Source organism: Shewanella sp. ALD9, assembly GCF_002836315.1.
Taxonomy (GTDB): Bacteria; Pseudomonadota; Gammaproteobacteria; order Enterobacterales; family Shewanellaceae; genus Shewanella.
In genome coordinates, this window is the sequence record NZ_PJCD01000043.1 from 71,020 (window position 1) to 92,809 (window position 21,790).

The window sequence follows — 21,790 nt, forward strand, 5'->3', positions numbered from 1 at the left end:
GCTTAAAGCGTCCAACGATAAAGCCAAGTTTCGACATCGCGTGGGCCAGTAAACTTCAGCTCAGCACGTAGCTCGATCAATTCAGCATCTTGTGGATCCATTTCAAACGCCAAACGATAGCCATTGGTTTTAGGCTGACGAGACACCACCACATTGGTTACTGCCCCAGCAGAACTCTGCACTTTGGCGACCGGGATTTCGTCGTTATTACCTTCTTTAACTTGATAGTCGATAACAAACAAGCGTCTCGGTGTGGCTTTAGCAATCTCAGCCCGGCCACTGGCGGTACGGGCCACAATCACAGTGCCATCATCAACTTCGGGCTCGCTGCCCCAAATTAACCGATAAGTAAAATGAAACTCGCTACCGGCTGCGATAGGTTGTTTAGGTTTCCAGTAACTGACGATGTTGTCATGAATTTCAGAGTCTGTTGGAATTTCGGTTAACACCACCTCACCCGCGCCCCAATTTCCGACCGGTTCAACCCATAAACTTGGGCGACGCTCATAATGGGCTTCGAGATCTTGATACGCATCAAAACTACGTTCACGCTGAATTAAGCCAAACCCTTGAGGCGAGTTGTCCATAAAGGCACTGACTTGCAATTGCTTTGGATTAGCTAGCGGACGCCATAATCGTTCACCGCGACCATTTAAGATCAATAGCGCATCAGAATCATGCACTTCGGGTCTAAAATCATCGGTGTTTTGGCGACCATTCATTGAATGTAAAAACATACTGGTGCTAGGCGCTAAGCCAACTTTAACTAAATCCACGCGTGGAAATAAGGTCGCTTCCACATCGATATGGGTGTTATCGCCGGGTCTAACAGAAAATCGATATGCTCCTGATACGCTAGGGCTGTCTAGCAAGGCGTGCACCACAATTAAGTTGCTGTCGGTGTTTGGGCGTTCAACCCAAAAGGCACGAAATATCGGAAACTCTTCGCCTTCTGGTTCAGCGGTATTTAATGCTAAGCCCCTTGAAGACAAGCCGTAATCGCTGCCTTTACCCAAAGCACGGAAATAACTCGCTCCTTGGAATACCATAAGCTCGTCAAAATATGCAGGGTTATTGAGTGGATAATGGATGCGTAAACCAGAATAGCCAATATCTTGGGTCGGTAAACGCTGACTTAACACATCACCTGCAGTAAAGAACTCTGAGTTATAGGCTAAATGGTTGGCTTGCTTACCTTCAACTAGGGCAATTTCAATCAAGTCTTGGAAATAAAAACCCCGATGAAAGAGCTGCATTTGATACGGCAAACCTTCAGCTTTCCAAATAGAAGCTTCTGGCTTAAAGCGAATATCGCGGTATTCATCGTAGGAAATTTTAGCCAACCCTGGCGGTAATGGATCTTTAAGTTCCGCATACGGTTTTTGCGCTAATCGGCGGGCAATCTTAACCACAGAATCAGAATCAAAGTTAGCTGTTTTGGCAAAACGGACTTTGGTTTCTGTATTCAGATTATTAGCTGATTTAACGGTCGATTGTTCATCAGCATAAGTTTGCAGCGGTATAGTCACACTTGGCGATGTGGGTGTAATAATAGGCGGAGTGGGTTCTTGTGCAGCAAGATTAAAACAAAGCCCTGCGGCCATGGCTAACGACAAACGCGTTAGCGCTTTTTTTACAGTGTGAGATGAGACCGAAGTACGACAACTCAGTAAGCTAACCATAATAGGCTACCTAAAAAATACAGCGTTAATATGCAAGTTTCAGAGCGGTTATTGCGGCAAAATGTCTTGGTACACAACCCTATGCTCTATTTCGCGAACGATATCAGAACGCCAAAATTTTGCACAAGTATTCATCAATAAATCTCATTAGCAGCTATAACATTTTAATCTATTGATATATCCAAATAGTACACAAGGAGAGCGAAAACGACCGTGTTGTTATACATTACATTTACAGGTTATTGATTTAGGTCACAGCAAATAGAATAATTGTAGCCTCAATATTTAATAACCTTTAAATACAATTATTTATTAAAACACAGGCCGAAGAGAATCCCCTCTATTTAGGATAAAAACAAGTATGAGTGAATTGCCCTGCTATCAATGATATTTAGTACGGCAAGTTCACACTGACTGACTATTTACTAAAAGTTTACACTCACAAAAGCAACTAATAGAAAATACCCTATCACATTGATTAAATTATAAAATATATCTTAATAACTTTATTGAAACAAAGAGTTCTACAGTAATAACACCATAAGTACTGGTGTATACCTTGACGGCCACGGCTCAAATGAGAATAATTATCAAAATCAATACCAAAAATATGTTTTGACCATTATGTTTACCTCCAGCTCATTGAAGTTAGCACCAAGTAACCAAGACACTATTTTTGGAATCGTAAATTCAGCCCTTTCTCCCCCCGCCAAAAAACACTCCATATTGCGCCATCGATAAAACGCTTAAACATCGCACTTGTTTACACCAAAGCATCTTTGATTGCTGACGATCGAGATTACTGAAGATCGGGGGAATAGTCTTTAACACGTTTACAGCCAACTTATCACTTTAAAACAGACCAAACGAAACATAGGGAATATGCATGTTAACTGAAAAGTCCAGATTCACTTTGACCACCATTGCTGTGGCCATTGCAGCCAGTTTTGCTAGCTCGGCAGCATTTGCTGACGACAAAGGTCAGACTGAAGCTAAACCTGAAGTCATTGTGGTGACGGGGAGCTTATTAGGCAATTCTGAAGTTGCAGATTTAAAAACGTATACCGGTAACCGCTCAATCATTACTTCTGATCAAATAGAGCGTACTGCAGCGAGGTCAATTGACACCGCATTACAGCAAGTCCCTGGCATTAAAATTAAAGATGAAACCGGAACAGGGGTTTTACCTAATATATCAGTACGAGGCCTAGACAGCAGCCGCAGTGGCTACGCCCAGCTCTTACTCGATGGGATCCCAATGACACTTGCGCCATATGGGCACACCGGCCAGTCATTATTCCCTGCCACCTTATTCATGATAGATAGAATTGATGTAGCACGCGGCGGAGCATCGATTCAGTACGGTCCTAACAACGTTGGCGGCGTGATTAACCTCATTTCAAAGTCAATCCCAACCGACTGGGAAACTAGCGTTAATGAACGCATGACCTTCTTTGGTGACAGTAATACCTTATTTGATACCAACATCAGCACTGGCGGCGCAGTAAATGAAGATTTTTCGATGCGTTTTGATGGCAACATTACCAAAGGGGAATCGTTTCGTGAACACTCCGAAACCGACATTAAAAACCTAATGTTAAAGACCCTATGGAATATCGATGGGCAAAACAGCTTAGATGCCACGCTACAATATTACGATGCTTTTTCTGAGCTACCAGGAGCATTAAATACCTCCGCATATGAAGCTGATCGCGAGCAATCTCTACGCCCTAATGATGAATTTAATGCCAATACTAAACGAGTGTCATTGAAATACAGCCATGTTCTCGATGACTCGAAAGTTATCGATTATGGTGAGATTGATCTCAGAGTATTTGGTAATAAAAGTTCACGTAATTTTCAGTGGGATTTTTATGACTCAAGCAAAGACACCGACGGTAATTTAGGTACTAGCTGGAGTGATACCACCCAGGATGCTACTCATCTGCGTAACTCTCCACGCGACTTTACCGTGTTTGGCATTGAGCCAACAGCAAGCTTGCTTATTGATGGTGATATTAGTCAGCACATTATCGCTGGCGCTCGTTATATTAATGAAGACATTAGCTACCAACTCAACCACATAGAAAAATCGACTCAAACAGCAACTCGTCCGCGTGACTGGCAAATGGATACCAATGCCATGGCCTATTATGTGAGTAATAAAGTGGGATTCTTTGACGACACACTATCGGTTACCCCTGGCATAAGATATGAAGATGTGCGCATGACCTTCACCAATGTTGGCCAAGATTATAGCCAAGATAATCACGTAACCGAGTGGCTTCCTGGCATCACCTTGGGTTATGAGTTCAGTTCAAATTGGTTTGCGTATACTAATGCTCAACGCTCATTGAGAACCCCGCAGATTTCGCAATTATGGCCTAAAGATCAAACTCTAGAATCAGAGCTATCTTGGAACTATGAAGCAGGCGTACGCTTTACCCCAACAGAACGCAGTAACTTAAGTATTGCCGCTTACCGTATCGATTTTGAAAATAAAATCGAGTACGACGGTGACGTTAGTCTGTTCGTCAATATTGGCCAAACTCGTAATCAAGGTATTGAGCTAGAAGGCACTTACTCACCGATGTCGCTACCAGATCTGGTTCTAACGGGTGCCTACAACTATTTAGATACTGAGCAACTTGATGGAGAATTTGCCGGTAACGAATTGGCTTATGTGTCTAAACATCAACTTTCTGCCAGCGCTTTATACAGTATTAAGGATGTCGATTTAGGATTAATGGCATTTTATTACAGCAAATCATTTGCCGACCTGGCTAACACAGTTGAAGAGAATGTATCTGGTACATCGGGTGAAGTGCCAGCGTACACCGTGGTTAACTTCAATATTGGGACTGAGTTTTTCAAACAAGATAATCACGGCCTAAAAGTGGGATTATCCGTCAATAATCTATTTGATAACGAATACTACTTTAGAGGCTTAGATGTGTCTCCTGCAGGACGAGTGCCTGCATCAGGAAGATCACTGAGCTTAGATGTCGGTTACACCTTCTAATCGAGCAAGGTTGTTAAGATGGATGTCTTTAGCTTTAACTGAATAATAGTCAGCATGTTGTAAACCAACAAAGCCTCAACATTAATGTTGAGGCTTTGTTTTATTGATGATCGTATTGATGGTCTTAATGGTTATCGAAACGAGGACATCCAGCTCTTTCATCAATGATAAATAGAAACGGAATTGCCGCCGAGCAGATTTAGATGGCCACTACAGCCACGGTCAGATTAGCAACACACATGCATGCAGCCAATCTAAATAACACCGCCCAATAAACGTTAAACAATCAAATCCTTCATCAACTCTTCCAGCACATCTGCCTGACGGCTCAAACTCTCGATTTCCTTTGCCGTCATATTCACTAGCTCCATCACTTGAATAGAGCTACTTCTAACAGAGTCGACATCATTGGCAATATTATCAGCCACAGCCCCTTGTTCCTCGGCAGCCGCTGAAATTTCCAAGCTTCTATCCGAAATATGCTGGTTTTGCTCTGCTATTTCATTAATATTTTGACTTGCACTTGTCATTAGCTGTTCACTTGATTCAGCTTCTTTTACCGTTTTAGCCATCACGTTCATCACACCACGACTATTGGTCTGCAGCGTTTCAATAATTTTTTGAATTTCAACCGTAGCAGCTTGAGTTCTACCCGCTAAGGTTCTTACTTCATCTGCAACCACTGAGAATCCACGGCCCTGCTCACCGGCTCTTGCCGCTTCAATCGCGGCATTAAGGGCGAGCAAGTTGGTTTGATCAGAGATGGCATTAATTGTTGCTATTACCTCACCAATTTCAGTCGCGCTAGAATCAAGTTCTGCAACAGCAACTGAGGTACCACGTACTTCCCCTGCTAATTGATTAATCTCAACCAAGGTTTTTTTAATCTGAGCTTGGCCTTGTGTGGTTTTCTCAGTGGCGCGCGATATTTGTGTAGATGATTCTTGCGCGTGGCTAGCCACTTCTCGAATCGATACCGCCATCTCTTCCGTTGCGCTCGCTAACGAATCAATACGGTCTTGCTGCACGCTGGCTAACTGAGTATTTTCATCACTACGAACACGTAACTGAGCACTAATTTGTTGGATCAAAGCAACTGCTTCTTGAGTGGTTTTCACCAACAGATGTTCACGTTCTGTGACTCTATCAACCGTTCTTGCAATCAAATTAAATTCATTACGAGCAGGTGTGTAACCAATGCGAGACGCAAGGTCACCCTCGGCTAACCTTCTCAATGCTCCATAAATATCGAATAGACTGCCACCGATGAAGGTATTTACATAATAAGAGCAAACAAACATCAACAATAAACTCAAGCTAATGGCAGTGATGTGCCATAAACCTAACCCAGTCAGAAAACTAGTGTCATCAACATAGCTCAATGAATAGTCCAGCCCTGAAACCTGCGCGGATATATCTGTATTACGGCCAATATTAATCGCTGTATTTTGCAGTAAGGGCGCCAAATCAGATGCAGATAGCTGAGTAGCCGATGCTAATTTGGCAATCACATCCACTTGTTTTTGTGCTTCTACTGTTCTTTGTGAAGACGCCGCATCGACGAAACAAACACCCATGACAACAACGGCGAGCACAGCAGTAAAAAAAAGAACAAGAAAATTTTCATGTAATTTTACGTTAATTAAATACTTATCTATCCAACGAAATGCAACTTGTTTCACGATGATATCTCCAATAAAAATGATCAGTGATTACCGAGAGTGGCGCATCACCTATCTTATTCAGCAGGTAATATTGATATAAGAGAAGACGTCATTCGGTCAATTATCAGAAATAATATATGACTGTCGTTAGCAGGTATTTCTAAATGACAAAACTGGCATCTAGATCACGCAAAAAACGGAAAAAAAGACACTTAATGCAACTGAAAAATTACACATTGATAACCTTGCTCAAAAAATCGACTGAAGTTGTCGTATGACGACCGTTGTTGGTTAAGGAGTAAATGTAGATGTAGATAAATACCGACATAGCTAAACACAAAATAACAATCACCTAGCCAACTTGTGCATACTTATTATCAGTAAGCATTTAACTCGTTCATGTATTTCATCGGTGATATTTTCATTACTTTTTTAAACATGGTAATAAATGCGCTTACCGACTCATAGCCTAATAACTCAGACACCTGTTGCACACTCTGTTTATCTGAAAGCGCTTGTAGTGAAATAATGATATGCAGTTGAGTGCGCCATTTTCCAAATGTCATCCCGGTTTCTTTTATGATCAGTCGCGCCAATGTACGCTCTGTTAAGGCAAATTGCTTGGCCCATTGCGGCAGTGTTTTTCTATCGTTAGGCTGATTTATCAATTGTTGGCTCATCGCTTGAATCACCACATTTTTAGACAGAACAAAGTCTAAATGTTGAATAGGCATCTCAATGAGTTGCTCAAATAGTACCTGTGCAAGCCGTGCGGTTTTACTGTCTACACGATAATGCTGATCGATACCAGCAAGCGCGCACATCAACTCTTTAACTAAAGGCGTAATAGCCAATGTACAGGTATTTTGCGGCATTCCTTGCATGCTGCCATCAATAAATACATGACAGAGCTCAGCATTATCTGAGGCGCGATTACTGTGATCTTTATTTGCAGGGATCCAGATAGCGCTATGGGTTGGCACCATCCACATTTTTGCCGATACCTCACAGGTAACATAACCATGCAAAGCTAAAATTAACTGGCCTTTAGGGTGAGTGTGTAAAGGGATCTCATGGCTGGCACAGGCGTGCTCTATCTTGGCAATAATGGGTTGCGGCATATATTCAAAATTCTTTATTTCATCCCAGCCAATTACTTCAAACATAATTTTGTCAGTTTTTCGTTATTTAATGTCACTATCTCTAAATTATATCGTTCGACAAATCTTTATACTAGCAACCATTATTAAGTGAAATCTAAAGCAGCTAATGACGTTACAAACTGACAATACTAAACCACAGTCTCGATTCTCTGGCGCATTACTCGTAATAGGAATTTTGCTTATTGCAGCTAATTTACGCGCGCCTTTTACCGGCATTGCTCCTGTGCTGGAGCAAATTATTAGTCACTTTGGCCTAAGCGGATCTCAAGCTGGATTTTTAACCACTCTGCCACTAATTGCCTTTGCGATTGTTTCACCTATGGCGGCTTTTTTTGCCCGAAAACAAGGATTAGAACATGCCTTGTTTGCCGCGCTAATACTGATATTGCTCGGTATTGGAGCTCGATTTGTCGACTCATCAGCCATGTTACTCATTGGTACTGCCATTATTGGCGTCGGTATCGCAATTGCAAACGTGTTACTACCCAGTCTGATAAAACGAGATTTTGCCACTAAAATTGCGATCATGACCTCAGCCTACGTGCTCACGATGGGAGTGGTATCAGGTGGGTTTTCGGCTCTGGTATTTCCGCTTAGTCAACTCAATGGCTTAGGCTGGCAACTGGCACTGGGCTCGGCAGCCATCATCACAGTTGCCAGCTTAATTGTGTGGACCGCTCAGCTGGGTAAACACACGAAACCAACTTATTCTGCACATCAATCGGCACCCTCGAAAAGTGTATGGCGCTATCTACTAGCCTGGCAAATTAGCTTGTTATTAGGCCTAAACTCATTTCTGAATTACATCATCATTACGTGGTTACCAAGCATATTGACCGACACCGGCCACTCGGCCGTTGAAGCGGGGGCGTATCATGGTGCCTTTCAAATTGCGACAGCACTTCCTGGCTTAATATTAATTCCGTTACTGGCTAAATTAAAAGATCAAAGCGCGCTAAGTTTTATTTTGGCACTACTCAGTGCAGGCAGTGCACTTGGGCTGCTTTACATGCCTCACTTTGCTTTTGTATGGACACTAATGCTGGGGTTTTGCTCTGGGGCCTGTTTTATTTTGGGACTATCGTTTATTAGTTTACGCACCGATGATCCGCACCAAGCCGCATCGCTTTCTGGTATGTCACAAAGTGTGGGCTATTTACTGGCAGCCGTTGGGCCTATGGTAGCGGGCGCGTTGCACACTTCAACAGGCAGTTGGGATGCGCCATTATGGTTATGTGCGATTGCTGGTGTGCTGTGTGCACTATGTGGTTTAGGTGGCGGCAGAAACACCACATTACATAAGTCGGTTAACTAGAAATACACGGCTTGATTACTGAGTTATACACTTAATATCACTATCCCGATCAAGCAAACTTCATTGGAGAAAAACGATATTGAGCAACATCAGGTCAAGCCGAAAATGTTGTAGGTCACTTCAAAAATAAATCATTGAGATAAACGAGTTGCGGTCACGACAGAGTATCTACCGCACCGGACGCTTACACCCAATAAACAGGATAGTGACGCTTGGGGTCTGTGGAAAGGTTATTGACCACTAACGCGACGATCAGGAGTAATACCGTACCTAAAAAAACTGGCATTAAGGCATAAAGAAAGCCTAGCTGATGCACGTTTTCACCACCAATAACAGCAATCAATGCTGTGGCACCGCCGGGCGGATGAAGGGTTCTGGTAAAGTACATTAACGCAATAGATAGTGATACAGCCAAAGCGCAGGCAAGCACGATATAATCAGTAAAAACTTGATAAACTGCAACACCAATTAACGCTGATATTACGCTACCACCTATTAAATTACGGGGCTGAGAAAACTCCGCTAAGGGGGCACCGTAAACCAACACTGCTGACGCACCAAAAGACCCTATTACAAACATGCTCCCCATAGGATTCGCGGCCGTATAAAACGCTAAGCCTGCAACTAAATAAATACCACAAAATGCGCCAATCCATGACCAAATAATTTTCTTAAGCGGTTGCCTGGGAGGACAAATATCCTTTGATCGCATGCGAGTAAAATAGAATCTCATTATGTTAATCCGAGTGAAATAGAGTGATGCGTTATTAGTGTGTGATCTGCGGAATACGGTTGCGAGCAGCAAATTAGCGCTAAAGAAACACAATTGCAATTACACCTAACCAAAATCCTCTTGGAAATAAGGTAATGCTACTTTAGTGATCTCGTGATGATCTAATGATGTGAATATTAATGAGATAAAGACGGTTTTTTGGTTCTAGTGACTAAAAAACAAATAAGAGAGCCTAACGTGACCAATGCTACGCCCTGCCAAAATGACCCCGTGAGCGAAATCGACAAATAGACAGAAGCAAACATGGTCGAAAACACTGGGGTAAAATATGACAAGGTGCCTAACAATATAATATTTCCACCAATAATGGCTTGGTTCCACAAAGCATAACCGGTGCCGATTACCATACCAGCAAGTAATAGTGTAAAAGTTGATGGTAAGGTGAAGTGTAAACTGGGTTCATTACTTAAAAAATATTGTATCCATAACGTTGTCGCTGTCGCACTAAAAAACAGTGTAATGGCATTTTTTCCGTTACTGATTTTTTGAGTGACTACGCAATAAATCGCCCAAATAAATGCCGCAGAAAAGGCCATAGAATAGGTTAATGGGTTGTCCGAAATATTACTTAACAACAGACTAAGTGAAATACCCTGGTCGCCAGCAATACACCAAGCAACACCTGTAAATGCCAACAAAATACTCGGGTAAACCAAAACATTCACTTTGTTACGACTAATAATAACGCTTAACAATATCGTCAGCGCAGGCCATAAGTAGTTAATAATCGACATTTCCATTGCTTGAAGTCGGCTATTGGCCATGCCTAAAGATAATGCGAGGCAGATTTCATAAGTGACAAATAACCCGCCGCCGATAAATAAATATCGTTTAGGGTAATCTTTTATTTTGGGTATTCCCATGACCGACATTAGAAATAGCGCACTGACGGTATACATCATTGCAGCACCAGCAATGGGACTAAATAATTCGGATAAATCGCGGATTAATGCCGTGACGGTACTCCACAGCAAAATGGCAATAACGCCATAAAACGTATACTTATTGTCGCGAATATAAGACACCAAACCTACCGTTATTTCATCGCGGATTTTACATAGACATCAAAGCGGTTTTTTTTCTGCGCTAACACCATACTCGGTTTAACACCATTCAAGTCTTCTGCGTAATCAGGACGCTTTACTACCACGCGCTTAGTGGCGAGTGCTATTGCGGGTGTTAACAGCCCATCGGCATCTAAGTCTGCGCCGACCAGAGTTTGAAACACGCGCATTTCTTTTTTAACCAGTGCTGATTTTTCGCGGTGTGGGTACATAGGATCAAGATAAACAACATCGATCTCGGTGCCAGACGACTTCGCGGCGTCGGCTAACGCGCTGATACTTGAGCCGTGAAATAAGCTCATCAAATCGCGCATCCACTCGCCTATTTCAGCGTCTTCATAAGCGCGGCGTAAACCATCTTCAAGCAATGCAGCCACTACAGGATGACGTTCAACCATAATCACTTTACAGCCTAGGCTTGCCAGTACAAAAGCATCTCGACCAAGCCCTGCGGTGCCATCAACTACGGTGGGCGTTACGCCTTGCTTTAGCCCGACAGCTTTAGCAATCGATTGACCGCGTCCACCACCAAACTTACGTCGATGCGCCACAGCACCAGACACAAAGTCAACGCTAATGCCGTCAAGCTTAGGCTCATCTCGCTTATGCAAACTCAAGCAGTTTTGCTCGAAACGCAATTCAAAAGCGGCGTATTTGTCCCACACCAACTGCCAGCGCTGGGCTATATCGACTAATGAGGGATACTGCTGATTAAAGAAGATAGGTGTCTGCAACAAGATGATTACCATGTCAATGTAAGAAACTACGCCATTATGCCAAAAGCCATCACCAGTGAACACCTATACCTCGCGCGCTAGAAAACTTATAATGTCGCTATTACACAGTTTTTGCTGTCTCATTTAGTAAATGGAAATGCCCATGCTCAGTTATCGCCACGGTTATCATGCAGGCAATTATGCCGATGTACTTAAGCACTCTATGCTTATTCAAGTATTAAAAGCCATGCAGAAAAAAGATAAACCTTATGTGTATATCGATACTCATGCAGGCGCGGGTGCCTACTCATTAACCGATGAGTTCGCCCAAAAAACCGGAGAGTATCTAGAGGGTGTTGCCAAGCTATGGGACCACGCTAATTTACCCACCGCATTGGCCAACTATGTTGAAACTGTGCAGCACTTTAACGCTGAGTTTGATGGCGAGTTAACCGTGTACCCTGGCTCACCCGCTATAGTAGATGTTGAGCTTCGTCCGCAAGATCGTATGGTGTTACACGAACTCCACGGTACTGACCATGAATTACTGGCAGATTATTTTGTTGAAGACAAACAAGTCAAAGTCATTAAAGGTGATGGTTTACAGGGTTTAATTGCCGCGGTACCGCCATTAGAACGTCGTGGAGTGATATTAATCGACCCAAGTTATGAAATGAAAACCGACTATCAAGATGTTGCTCAAGCCATCATTAAAGCCCACAAACGCTTTGCAACTGGGACATTTCTTTTATGGTATCCAGTGGTCAAACGTGAGCAAACAGAAGCAATGTTAACGCTACTAAAAAATAGTGGCATTAAGAGACAACTGCGTATTGAACAAGCGGTGAGTGCTGACAGTGACGAGTTTGGTATGACGGCCGCGGGTTTATGGGTAATAAACCCACCTTGGCAATTGGATGTATTGGCTAAAGAAGCATTAGATTATTTGACGCCACTATTAGGCCGTGCTGACGGTCATACTACTGTGAAGTGGGAAGTGGACGAATAATTTACCCTTTACAGGGTTTATGTTGCTGTGCAATGTGAATGATTACTGATTATATAAAAATGCCCAAATCGCAAAATGCCCAAACCGCTGCAACGGTTTGGGCATTTTTGTTGGTTATCTTTAATTGCTGTTACAGAGCGTTACTTAAAAAACGCGCCTGCCGCACCAGGGAATACCACTGGGCTAACATTGCCATTCGCGGCGACACTCGCGACACCAAACAAATAGTTGTCGATAACCATATTATCTAACGTGAACTGATTAACCTTGCCGACATAGCGGCTATGAGTCCATTCTGCTACCGTTGTTGAGCGCCAATATACGCGATAACCGACAACGGTTTTGTCGTCACTACTGGCCCAACTTAAGGTGGTACTCGGCGATACTTGCCCTGCAATGGTCACCTTGGTTGGTGGCGCGGGTGCCCATGATTGTGACGCTAAACTTAGCGCATTAAGTGCGGTCAGTTTGGCGGTAAATCCAAAATCAACACCTTCAATCACATCACCATACGCAATACCATTTTCTACCCGTATATCTTGATGCTGACGATTATAGTTCTCGTTGGTTTCCATAATCCGCACGGCAGGCAAACCAGCCTGATTAAACGGTAAATGATGCCCACCACGACCAAAACGATCGAGTCGATACACCAACATCACCTCTAAATTAGTCATGTACTGGTCGGCTAGCGATTTAATTTTACGAGCTAAATTGCGTGAAGCAGAATCATTTTCGCCGCCACTAAAATAGCGTTCTTTGGCTTCATCTGCGGTTTCGGCAAAACGTACGCCTTCAGAAAACACCCGTACACTGCTGTTATTCACCACGCCATTAATGCCAGATATATTGCCAATCATGTCATTATTTAATACTGCTTGAACCTGCCAATTTTGCGTTTTGGCATAGTCAGCTAAAATATTGCCGCCATACAAACCTTGCTCTTCGCCCGACAATGCAGCATAAACGATAGTGCCGTTAAATTGATATTTTGATAATACTCGTGCAGCTTCTAGCGCCCCAGCCACACCCGATGCATTGTCGTTAGCACCAGGAGAAATTGAGGTGGCATCCAACACATCGCTAACGCGAGAATCAATGTCGCCACTCATCATCACTACACGCTTAGGATCCGTTTTACCGCGCTGAATCGCGATAACGTTAACTACTTCGGTTGGATTTTCGATTCGTTTACCTTGAACAGTGTCACTAACCGTCACCACTTCTAAACAGCCACCACATTCTTTTGATATACGATTAAACTCAGCTTCAATCCAGCGCCTAGCAGCACCGATACCTTGAGTGTCAGATGTGGTATTAGACAAAGTGTGCCGAGTACCAAAACCGACTAAGGTACGAATATCTTGTTCAATCCGCTTAGCTTGTGGTGCGGTAGCAATGTCGTATAAACGCACATCTTCTTGTGATGGGGCAACAAACGTTGATTTGTCGGCAGCAAATGCTGGCACGGTTACAGCACCCAATATCAGCAACCCGGCCATACCCGCTAAACAATAACCGTTGTTACGACTGAGTTTGACCCGCTTAGGTTGTACTTTATGAATTACATGGTTCATTAATAAATACCTTAAATTAACTGGCTAATGCTTTTTGGTAGCGTTTTAATAATATTTTTACGCGCTTCACATAAGCTTGTGTTTCAGGATAGGGCGGTATACCGCGGTATTGCATCACCGTCGTTGGGCCGGCATTGTATGCCGCACAAGCAAGGTCAATGTCGCCGTTAAATTGGCTTAATAGCTGCGCAAGATAACGACTGCCACCACGAATATTCTGTTGAGCATTGAAAGGATCATCGACGTCCATATCGCTAGCAGTACCTGGCATTAATTGCATTAATCCTTTGGCACCTGCTTTGGATAATGCGCCAATTTTAAACGCTGATTCTGCATGGATCACAGCTCGAATAAGTGCTGGATCAAGCTGATACTGCCGCGCGGCTAAAGCCACATCGGTTGCAAAATGTGAGGTAAATAATGGGATTTTATACCAATCAATAACCGAATCGACCCGGCATGCAAAACATTCATACAATAATACTTGGTAGTCTACATCCAGCGGTTGTTGATCGCTAAACACCATCACCCCGTTGGTTTGCTTGTATTGAAACACTTTACGCTTTTCCACGCCTAAATCACTGACAATACCATTTTCGGAGTAACTGGCCTTAACGCGAGGCTTACTCGATACTGAGCCCGTTTTTGTTAACGAATAATTATTGGTTAAGGTACGCGGTTTTTGTTTATCGCCCACATAGCCAGCATTCAACGACAGCTGATCATTAATTGATTGCTCATCGGCAGGCTTAGTGTTGCGGCGACTCAACACGTTATATGTTTCTATCGTTGGCGCTGGGTGATTTTCAGCTGTGGTAGTTTGAGATTGCTGTAACGATAACTGCTTTTTTGCTGCGGCTTGCTGAGGAATATACTTAGCTTTAATTTGCGGCTTTTCAACGTCTTCCACGGCAGGATAAACCACTTGCTTGGCTTGTATAGGGACACAAATACAAGCCAACAACGTAGCGATACCTAATAGCGTCTGCCGATTACGCCATGTCATTTGACTATTCCTGCACTTGATCGAATATAGGCATCGGCGCGATGCGGGCGAATTTTGCCACCGCCGAACCTGGGAAAATTTTAACCCCACTGTTTAACTCATCTACGGCTTTACGGTAAAAGTCTTCTGCGTGCACAAAGTCGAGCTCTAGCTGTATATATTCGGCGAGCTGATCGGCACACAGTTTGTCTTTATTCACCGTAGCTAATAATGCTTCTAAACCTTGATCAATCTGTTGCCAAGCGGCTATCGATACAGACAACGAGCCACCAGCCATATTTGACTCTTCAATCGGTTGTTCCCAATCATGTTCGGGCTGTAACTGTTTTAGTAGCTCCAACTGGGCTTGTTGGTCATCTGTTAAAGGGCGTGGATAAGATGGTTTTTCCTGACATAGCTCGGTAAACAATGTCAGTCTTTTATCAATTTTTGAGTCGATCACTTTTAGCGCTTCAATGGCTGAAGTGCGTTTTTTGAGTAAACTGGCATACCAAAGATAAGCCAGAATAGCGGCTAAAGTGAAGCTTATAAAAAGCACCTGCATGGTGACATCCTTTATTATTGTTATTCACTATCATAATCATTATTTAATCAAAAGTTCATCTTTATCGGCGATACCTTTACTAAAAATAAACCACAAAAGAGTAAGCCAAACACCAATAGATGTTAATAAACTGTTTTGATTCAGATCTTAACTATAACACAAAAAATAGTACTAGCACGGTTGAATACTATACAGTTAAAATTTTAATCTTTAGTTTTATCAACTACCTAAAACCATTCGCACAAGAGTGTTTTTTAAACACATTTACAGTTTCCCCTGCACAAATAATCAAAATATCGTTTAATAATGCTGACTTAACACCATTAAGGCTATTTATTAGCAGCTGCATCTATCGAGAAACAATAGTCACAAAAAAGCCCAGCAAAACTGGGCTTTTGACAATCAATAATGTAAAAAATTAAATATCTTTTCTATCATTATCCACTTTTTCATTTTCCTCTTCAGTCGGTTTTTCACGCTTACTGAAAATGCGTTCAACCACCACAAAGAATAACGGCACAAAGAAGATACCTAAGAAGGTGGAGGTCATCATACCGCCCAATACCGCAGTACCGATGGCATTTTGGCTACCAGAGCCTACTCCTGAGCTAATCGCTAATGGCACAACACCTAGACCAAATGCTAAAGAGGTCATTAGAATTGGGCGTAAACGTACTCTAACAGCATGCAAGGTTGCCTCAATTAAGCCTGAGCCTTTCTCGTAGTATTCCTTAGCAAACTCGACAATTAGAATGGCATTTTTAGTCGCCAAGCCCACCGTGGTTAGCAAGCCTACTTGGAAAAATACGTCATTAGGCAGACCACGGGCACTCATTGCCAGTAAGGCACCAATAATCCCGAGTGGAACAACTAAAATGACCGATAATGGTACCGACCAGCTTTCATACAATGCCGCTAACACTAAAAATACGATTAAAATAGATAACGCATATAAGCTAGGCGCTTGGTTACCCGATAAACGCTCTTCGTACGACAAACCATTCCACTCTAAGCCATAGCCAGGTGGAAGCTTCTCAGCCATTTTTTCAAGTGCATCCATCGCCGCACCGGTACTGTAGCCCGGGACTGTAGCGCCCTGAATGTTAACCGCAGGCACACCGTTAAAACGTTGTAACTGAGGTGAACCAAACTCCCAGGAACCTGATGCGAATGCCGAAAACGGCACCATTTCACCATTATTGTTACGCACATACCAAGAGTCTAAGTCGCCAGGTTGCATACGGTATTTAGCCTCACCCTGAACATAAACTTTCTTAACTCGGCCACGGTCGATAAAGTCATTCACATACGACCCACCCCACGCGGTACCCAAGACACTGTTCACACTATTAATATCAATGTCTAAAGCACGTAATTTGGCGTGATTAACATTAATTTTATAGATAGGCGCATCTTCTTGTCCATTTGGACGAACCCCTACAAGATTAGCGTTTTGCGCAGCCATGCCCAATAATTGATTACGCGCCTCAATTAACTTGGCATGTCCTTGACCGTTTAAGTCTTTTAAGTAAACGTCAAAACCATTTGCGGTACCAAGTTCAATCACTGATGGCGGCACAAAGGCAAACACTAAGGCTTCTTTAATTTGCATAAAGCGACCCATAGCTCGACCCGCTAACGACTTAACATCTTCACCCGGCGCTTCACGTGTGGACCAATCTTTTAGGCTCACAAACGCAATACCCATGTTTTGACCAGAACCCGCAAAACTAAAGCCCGCCACAGTAAACACTGAATTTACGAGTTCTTTTTCTTCGGTAAGGTAATAGTCGGATACCTCTTTTAAGACCTTAACCGTGCTTTCTTGGGTTGAGTTGGTTGGCAAAATAGCTTGGGTAAACAAGATACCTTGGTCTTCGTCGGGTAAAAATGCAGTTGGCATGCGTAAGAAAATCCAGGCCACTGCGATAACCAAACCAACGTAGATCAACATGACACGAAATGAACGCTTTAAAATACTGCCAACACTTGATTCATAACGTGATGTCATGGCATCAAATTTACGGTTAAACCAACCGAAGAAACCGGTATCTGCATGAGTATGGCCTTTTTTAACAGGCTTTAGCATGGTGGCACATAACGCAGGCGTTAGTACAATTGCCACAAACACCGACAAGGCCATAGCCGATACAATGGTGATCGAGAACTGACGATAAATAACCCCTGTCGACCCAGACATAAATGCCATTGGTACAAATACAGCTGACAGGGTCAAACCAATACCCACTAACGCACTGGTAATTTGGTCCATCGATTTACGGGTGGCTTCCAGCGGACTTAAGCCTTCTTCCGACATCACGCGTTCGACGTTTTCCACCACCACAATCGCATCGTCCACCAGCAAACCAATGGCCAACACCATGGCAAACATGGTTAAGGTGTTGATGGTGAAACCTGCTGCTGATAGCACAGCAAACGTACCTAGCAATACTACTGGTACAGCGATGGTAGGAATAAGCGTTGCTCTAAAATTTTGTAAGAACAGATACATAATCAAGAATACCAACACAATGGCTTCTATCAATGTGTGCACTACACCTTCTATCGATTGCTCTACGAATGGCGTTGTATCATAGGGATAAACGACTTCAAGTCCCTGAGGAAAAAACTCTTTCATCTCATTAACTTTGGCTTTAATGCCTTCTGCCGTGTCTAACGCATTCGCGCCTGTAGCCAGCTTGAATGCAAGGCCCGACGCTGGTTTACCATTGTAATATGAGTCTACTGCGTAGCTTTCTGCACCTAACTCAACTCTGGCGACATCGCCTAAATAAACATTGGCACCTGATGAGTCAGATTTAACAATAATTTGCTTAAATTGCTCAGGGGTTTGTAAGCGGCTCTGTGCTGATACGGTCGCGTTAAGTTCTTGACCTGCAACCGAAGGGGCACCACCTAATTGTCCTGCTGATATCTGGGCATTTTGCTCACGTATTGCCGCAATAATATCAATACTGGTTAATTTGTATTGAGTTAACTTAAACGGGTCTAACCAAATACGCATCGCATACTGCGCACCAAAAAGCGTGAGTTCACCCACACCAGGTACACGGCTCATTGGGTCTTGAACGTTGGCAGCAACATAATCAGAAATATCGCTTTTGCCCATCGAACCGTCAGAAGACACAAAACCAAGTACCATTAAAAATCCAGAACTGGACTTGTTAACTTGTACACCTTGCTGTTGAACTTCAGTAGGCAACAAGGGCGTAGCCGCTTGCAGCTTATTTTGAACTTGTACTTGAGCAATATCTGGATCAGCCTCAGCATTAAACGTTAGGGTAATCTTCGCATTACCAAAACTGTCACTGGTTGAAGAAATATAGCGTAAGTGATCAAGCCCAGTCATGCGCTGCTCAATCACCTGAGTGACTGTGTCTTCCATGGTTTTGGCAGACGCACCTGGATAGAAAGCACTGATCACTACGGTTGGCGGTGCAATACTTGGATACTGTGCAATGGGTAAGCCTCTGATGGCTAACACACCTGCAAGCATAATTAATAGTGCAATCACCCACGCAAAAATAGGGCGATCAATAAAAAAACGAGCCATAATGATTCCCTACTTTTGTGGTTGGTCAGCCGTTAACACCTGTGCAGAAACCGGTGCACCAGGGCGGATTTTTTGTAATCCTTCGACAATTAACTTATCGCCAACAGACAAACCATCGACAATACGCCATTGATGACCAATCACTTCAGCGGTTTGTACCACGCGCATTTCAACATTACTGTCTTGGTTTACTATCATTGCAACCGCTTGGCCTTTGGAATTACGGGTAATGGCACGTTGAGGCACTAAAATAGCTTGTGGATCTTGGCCAGCATTTAATAGCGCACGCACATACATACCGGGTAACAAGGTACCGTCAGGGTTAGGGAACTCGGCACGTAACGTCACTGAACCAGTAGTTTCGTCTACATTCACTTCAGCAAATTGTAATATACCTTGTTGATCGTATGTTCTGCCGTCTTCAAGAATTAAGGTCACTTTAGCATTGTCACTTTTCAATAACTGGCCTGAACGTAAATTGGCTTTTAAACGCAATAATTGTGCACTTGACTGAACGATGTCGATGTTAATCGGATCAAGCTGTTGAATTGTCGCTAAGGTATTACTTTGATTAGCGGTCACTAACGCGCCAGCAGTAACAGATGACTTACCAATACGACCAGAGATCGGTGCTTTAACTTCAGTATATTCGGTGTTGATGGTCGCGGTATTAATAGCGGCTTTCGCTACCGCTACTGAAGCTTGTGCTTCTTTAAATAACGCTTCCGTCTCGTCAAAATCTTGCTTACTGACTGCATTGGTTTTGACTAATTTGGCATAACGCGCCGCTTTGGCTTTTGCTGAGGCTAAACCCGCATTTGCGCTAGCAAGATCGGCTTCTGCACTCACTAATGCCGCTTTATAAGTGGCTGCATCAATTTGATACAGAGATTGACCTTGTTTAACTTCGGTGCCTTCGGTAAAAGCACGCTTAGTGATAATACCTGACACTTGTGGACGCACTTCAGCTTCTAAAAAGGCACGGCTTCGACCCGGTAATTCAACCTTAATCGCTTGCGAAATTGCTTCAACTGTCATCACGCCAACGGGTGTAGGTGGTCGCGGTTGCTGTGACTGGGCATTTTCATCCCCTTGACCACATGCGGTAATCCATAATGCAGCAGAAATAACTGCGGCGACTTTCAATGCTTTGTGCATGAGTGCTCCTACTCCAATTTATTTTCAATATGACACCTCAGTCTTGAGGAATTTCATTTGAAAATAGCTAAAATTAAACTGTTAAATTTTCTGTGTACTTTATCGCATAGGTATAAAATTCAAACAACTAAGCTAATGCGAATAAATTGTAAATAAATAATAAGTTTCAGTTAAATATATTGAATATGTTATCAAACTGTAATCGATACGCAGGTAATCAAACAAACATTACCTATTAAGTCATTAAATACACTACCTGGTAACATGCTGGTAAAGTCAATTTATGGATTAACTATCCATGCCTACGTTCACTGTTAATACATTAACTTAGTTATTGTTGATGACAACCTTATTTAATTCATCTGTTTTTTGTGGGTCAAGCATAATGGCACGCCACCACAACTCGCTAGCTTGCGGATTGGCTAACATCACCGCTTGACCAAATTTTGGCGTTAACAAGGTGACATTTTGCTGTTTAGCTAACAGGTTGATACGTTCAAAAGGCTCAAACCAATCATGTAACGCTAAATCAAAAGTGCCATTGTGTACTGGCATCATTGCCTTTGCTTTAACATCAATATGCGCCTGTAGGCTTTGCTCTGGCAACATATGAATATCACTCCACAATTCATTATAGGCGCCCGTTTCAATCATGCTGAGATCAAATGGCCCATAACGCTCACCAATTTCTTTAAATCCACTAAAATAGCCGCTGTCTCCGCTAAAAAACACCTTATGTTGTAAACCTTGAATAACCCAACTCGCCCATAAGGTTTGGTTCCGATCAAGCAAGCCACGGCCTGAAAAATGTTGCGCTGGTGTCGCGGTAATACTCAAGCCATTTAATTCAACAGACTGCCACCATTCCAGTTCGGTCACTTGAATAGGATCAACGCCCCAAGCCGTTAAGTACTTACCCACTTTAAGTGGGGTAACAAAATGTTGCACCTTGGTAGCCAATTGCTCAATGGCAGCGCTATCGAGGTGGTCGTAATGATCATGGCTAATAATCACCGCCTTTATTGCCGGTAAATCAGCAATACTGATTGGCGATTGATGAAAACGTTTCGGTCCTGCCCACTGCACCGGTGATGCTCGCTCGCTAAATACCGGATCAATCAATAAATATTCGCCATCAAGACGCATCAATAACGTCGAATGACCTAAACGATAAACGGTATCTTGTGTCGATTGAGCCAATATCTCTGGGGTTAATGCTTCTAATGGGATCACACCTTGGGGAATGGGCGCTTGACGCTTTGTCGACCAATAGGCTTTGGCAATTGGCCATAAGCTGCTAATACCCGCTTGATAGACTTTCTCGGTATTGCTGAAGATTTGTGTCTTATTTCCACGCAATTCAGTCCAATATTTATTGATCAAAATAATCACAATCAATGCACCAAGCGCGACTAAAAGACTCATTAATATTTTCATCTATCGCTTCCAAAAGTAAACTACACGGTGTAGTTTAATAATCCCTTGTTGAAAAGTAAACTACTC

The 21,790-nt window shown here is 42.9% G+C and carries 14 protein-coding genes and 1 pseudogene; 3 read left to right on the forward strand and 12 right to left on the reverse strand.

Going from position 1 to position 21,790, the window contains the following annotated elements:
• Nucleotides 1-2 precede the first annotated feature (2 nt).
• On the reverse strand, nucleotides 3-1,682 hold the full coding sequence (locus CXF88_RS20005; protein ID WP_101088541.1) for a glucan biosynthesis protein G: 1,680 nt from the start codon (nucleotides 1,680-1,682) through the stop codon (nucleotides 3-5).
• An 886-nt stretch (nucleotides 1,683-2,568) separates the two neighbouring features.
• Between CXF88_RS20005 and CXF88_RS20010 the strand changes: the two genes are divergently transcribed.
• Complete coding sequence (locus CXF88_RS20010) at nucleotides 2,569-4,704, forward strand: TonB-dependent siderophore receptor (RefSeq protein WP_101088542.1); 2,136 nt, start codon at nucleotides 2,569-2,571, stop codon at nucleotides 4,702-4,704.
• 278 nt (nucleotides 4,705-4,982) lie between these two features.
• Here the strand turns inward: CXF88_RS20010 and CXF88_RS20015 are convergent, their stop codons facing one another.
• Entirely contained in the window at nucleotides 4,983-6,386 is a 1,404-nt protein-coding gene (locus CXF88_RS20015) for a methyl-accepting chemotaxis protein (RefSeq protein ID WP_101088543.1), read from the reverse strand.
• A 359-nt stretch (nucleotides 6,387-6,745) separates the two neighbouring features.
• Nucleotides 6,746-7,534, reverse strand: a complete 789-nt coding sequence (locus tag CXF88_RS20020) for a helix-turn-helix transcriptional regulator (protein ID WP_101088544.1) — start codon at nucleotides 7,532-7,534, stop codon at nucleotides 6,746-6,748.
• Nucleotides 7,535-7,637: 103 nt separating this feature from the next.
• On the opposite strand from CXF88_RS20020, the gene CXF88_RS20025 reads away from it, so the two are divergent.
• Nucleotides 7,638-8,846, forward strand: coding sequence for an MFS transporter (locus tag CXF88_RS20025; protein ID WP_101088545.1), 1,209 nt, complete (start codon nucleotides 7,638-7,640; stop codon nucleotides 8,844-8,846).
• Nucleotides 8,847-9,030: 184 nt separating this feature from the next.
• Here CXF88_RS20025 and CXF88_RS20030 read toward each other — a convergent pair whose 3' ends face one another.
• From CXF88_RS20030 to CXF88_RS20040, 3 genes are all read right to left on the reverse strand, one after another.
• Complete coding sequence (locus tag CXF88_RS20030) at nucleotides 9,031-9,579, reverse strand: HPP family protein (RefSeq protein ID WP_101088546.1); 549 nt, start codon at nucleotides 9,577-9,579, stop codon at nucleotides 9,031-9,033.
• Between the two features lie 176 nt (nucleotides 9,580-9,755).
• A complete protein-coding gene (gene yddG, locus CXF88_RS20035) occupies nucleotides 9,756-10,664 on the reverse strand; it encodes an aromatic amino acid DMT transporter YddG (protein WP_101088547.1) in 909 nt (302 codons plus the stop codon).
• 11 nt (nucleotides 10,665-10,675) lie between these two features.
• On the reverse strand, nucleotides 10,676-11,452 hold the full coding sequence (locus tag CXF88_RS20040; protein ID WP_197708482.1) for a class I SAM-dependent methyltransferase: 777 nt from the start codon (nucleotides 11,450-11,452) through the stop codon (nucleotides 10,676-10,678).
• Nucleotides 11,453-11,582: 130 nt separating this feature from the next.
• On the opposite strand from CXF88_RS20040, the gene rlmJ reads away from it, so the two are divergent.
• Complete coding sequence (rlmJ, locus tag CXF88_RS20045; RefSeq protein WP_101088548.1) at nucleotides 11,583-12,428, forward strand: 23S rRNA (adenine(2030)-N(6))-methyltransferase RlmJ; 846 nt, start codon at nucleotides 11,583-11,585, stop codon at nucleotides 12,426-12,428.
• A 140-nt stretch (nucleotides 12,429-12,568) separates the two neighbouring features.
• Here rlmJ and CXF88_RS20050 read toward each other — a convergent pair whose 3' ends face one another.
• The 6 genes and pseudogenes from CXF88_RS20050 to CXF88_RS20075 form a co-directional block, all read right to left on the reverse strand.
• Nucleotides 12,569-14,005, reverse strand: a complete 1,437-nt coding sequence (locus CXF88_RS20050) for a M28 family peptidase (RefSeq protein ID WP_101088549.1) — start codon at nucleotides 14,003-14,005, stop codon at nucleotides 12,569-12,571.
• Between the two features lie 16 nt (nucleotides 14,006-14,021).
• Nucleotides 14,022-14,642, reverse strand: a pseudogene (locus tag CXF88_RS22150) (lytic transglycosylase domain-containing protein); the annotation flags it as partial.
• Between the two features lie 373 nt (nucleotides 14,643-15,015).
• Complete coding sequence (locus CXF88_RS20060) at nucleotides 15,016-15,555, reverse strand: hypothetical protein (RefSeq protein WP_011639270.1); 540 nt, start codon at nucleotides 15,553-15,555, stop codon at nucleotides 15,016-15,018.
• Nucleotides 15,556-15,973: 418 nt separating this feature from the next.
• Complete coding sequence (locus CXF88_RS20065) at nucleotides 15,974-19,129, reverse strand: efflux RND transporter permease subunit (protein WP_101088551.1); 3,156 nt, start codon at nucleotides 19,127-19,129, stop codon at nucleotides 15,974-15,976.
• Nucleotides 19,130-19,138: 9 nt separating this feature from the next.
• Nucleotides 19,139-20,287 (reverse strand): efflux RND transporter periplasmic adaptor subunit, encoded by a 1,149-nt coding sequence (locus CXF88_RS20070; protein WP_101088552.1) that lies wholly within the window; start codon nucleotides 20,285-20,287, stop codon nucleotides 19,139-19,141.
• A 327-nt stretch (nucleotides 20,288-20,614) separates the two neighbouring features.
• Nucleotides 20,615-21,724 (reverse strand): MBL fold metallo-hydrolase, encoded by a 1,110-nt coding sequence (locus tag CXF88_RS20075; RefSeq protein ID WP_101088553.1) that lies wholly within the window; start codon nucleotides 21,722-21,724, stop codon nucleotides 20,615-20,617.
• Nucleotides 21,725-21,790 lie beyond the last annotated feature (66 nt).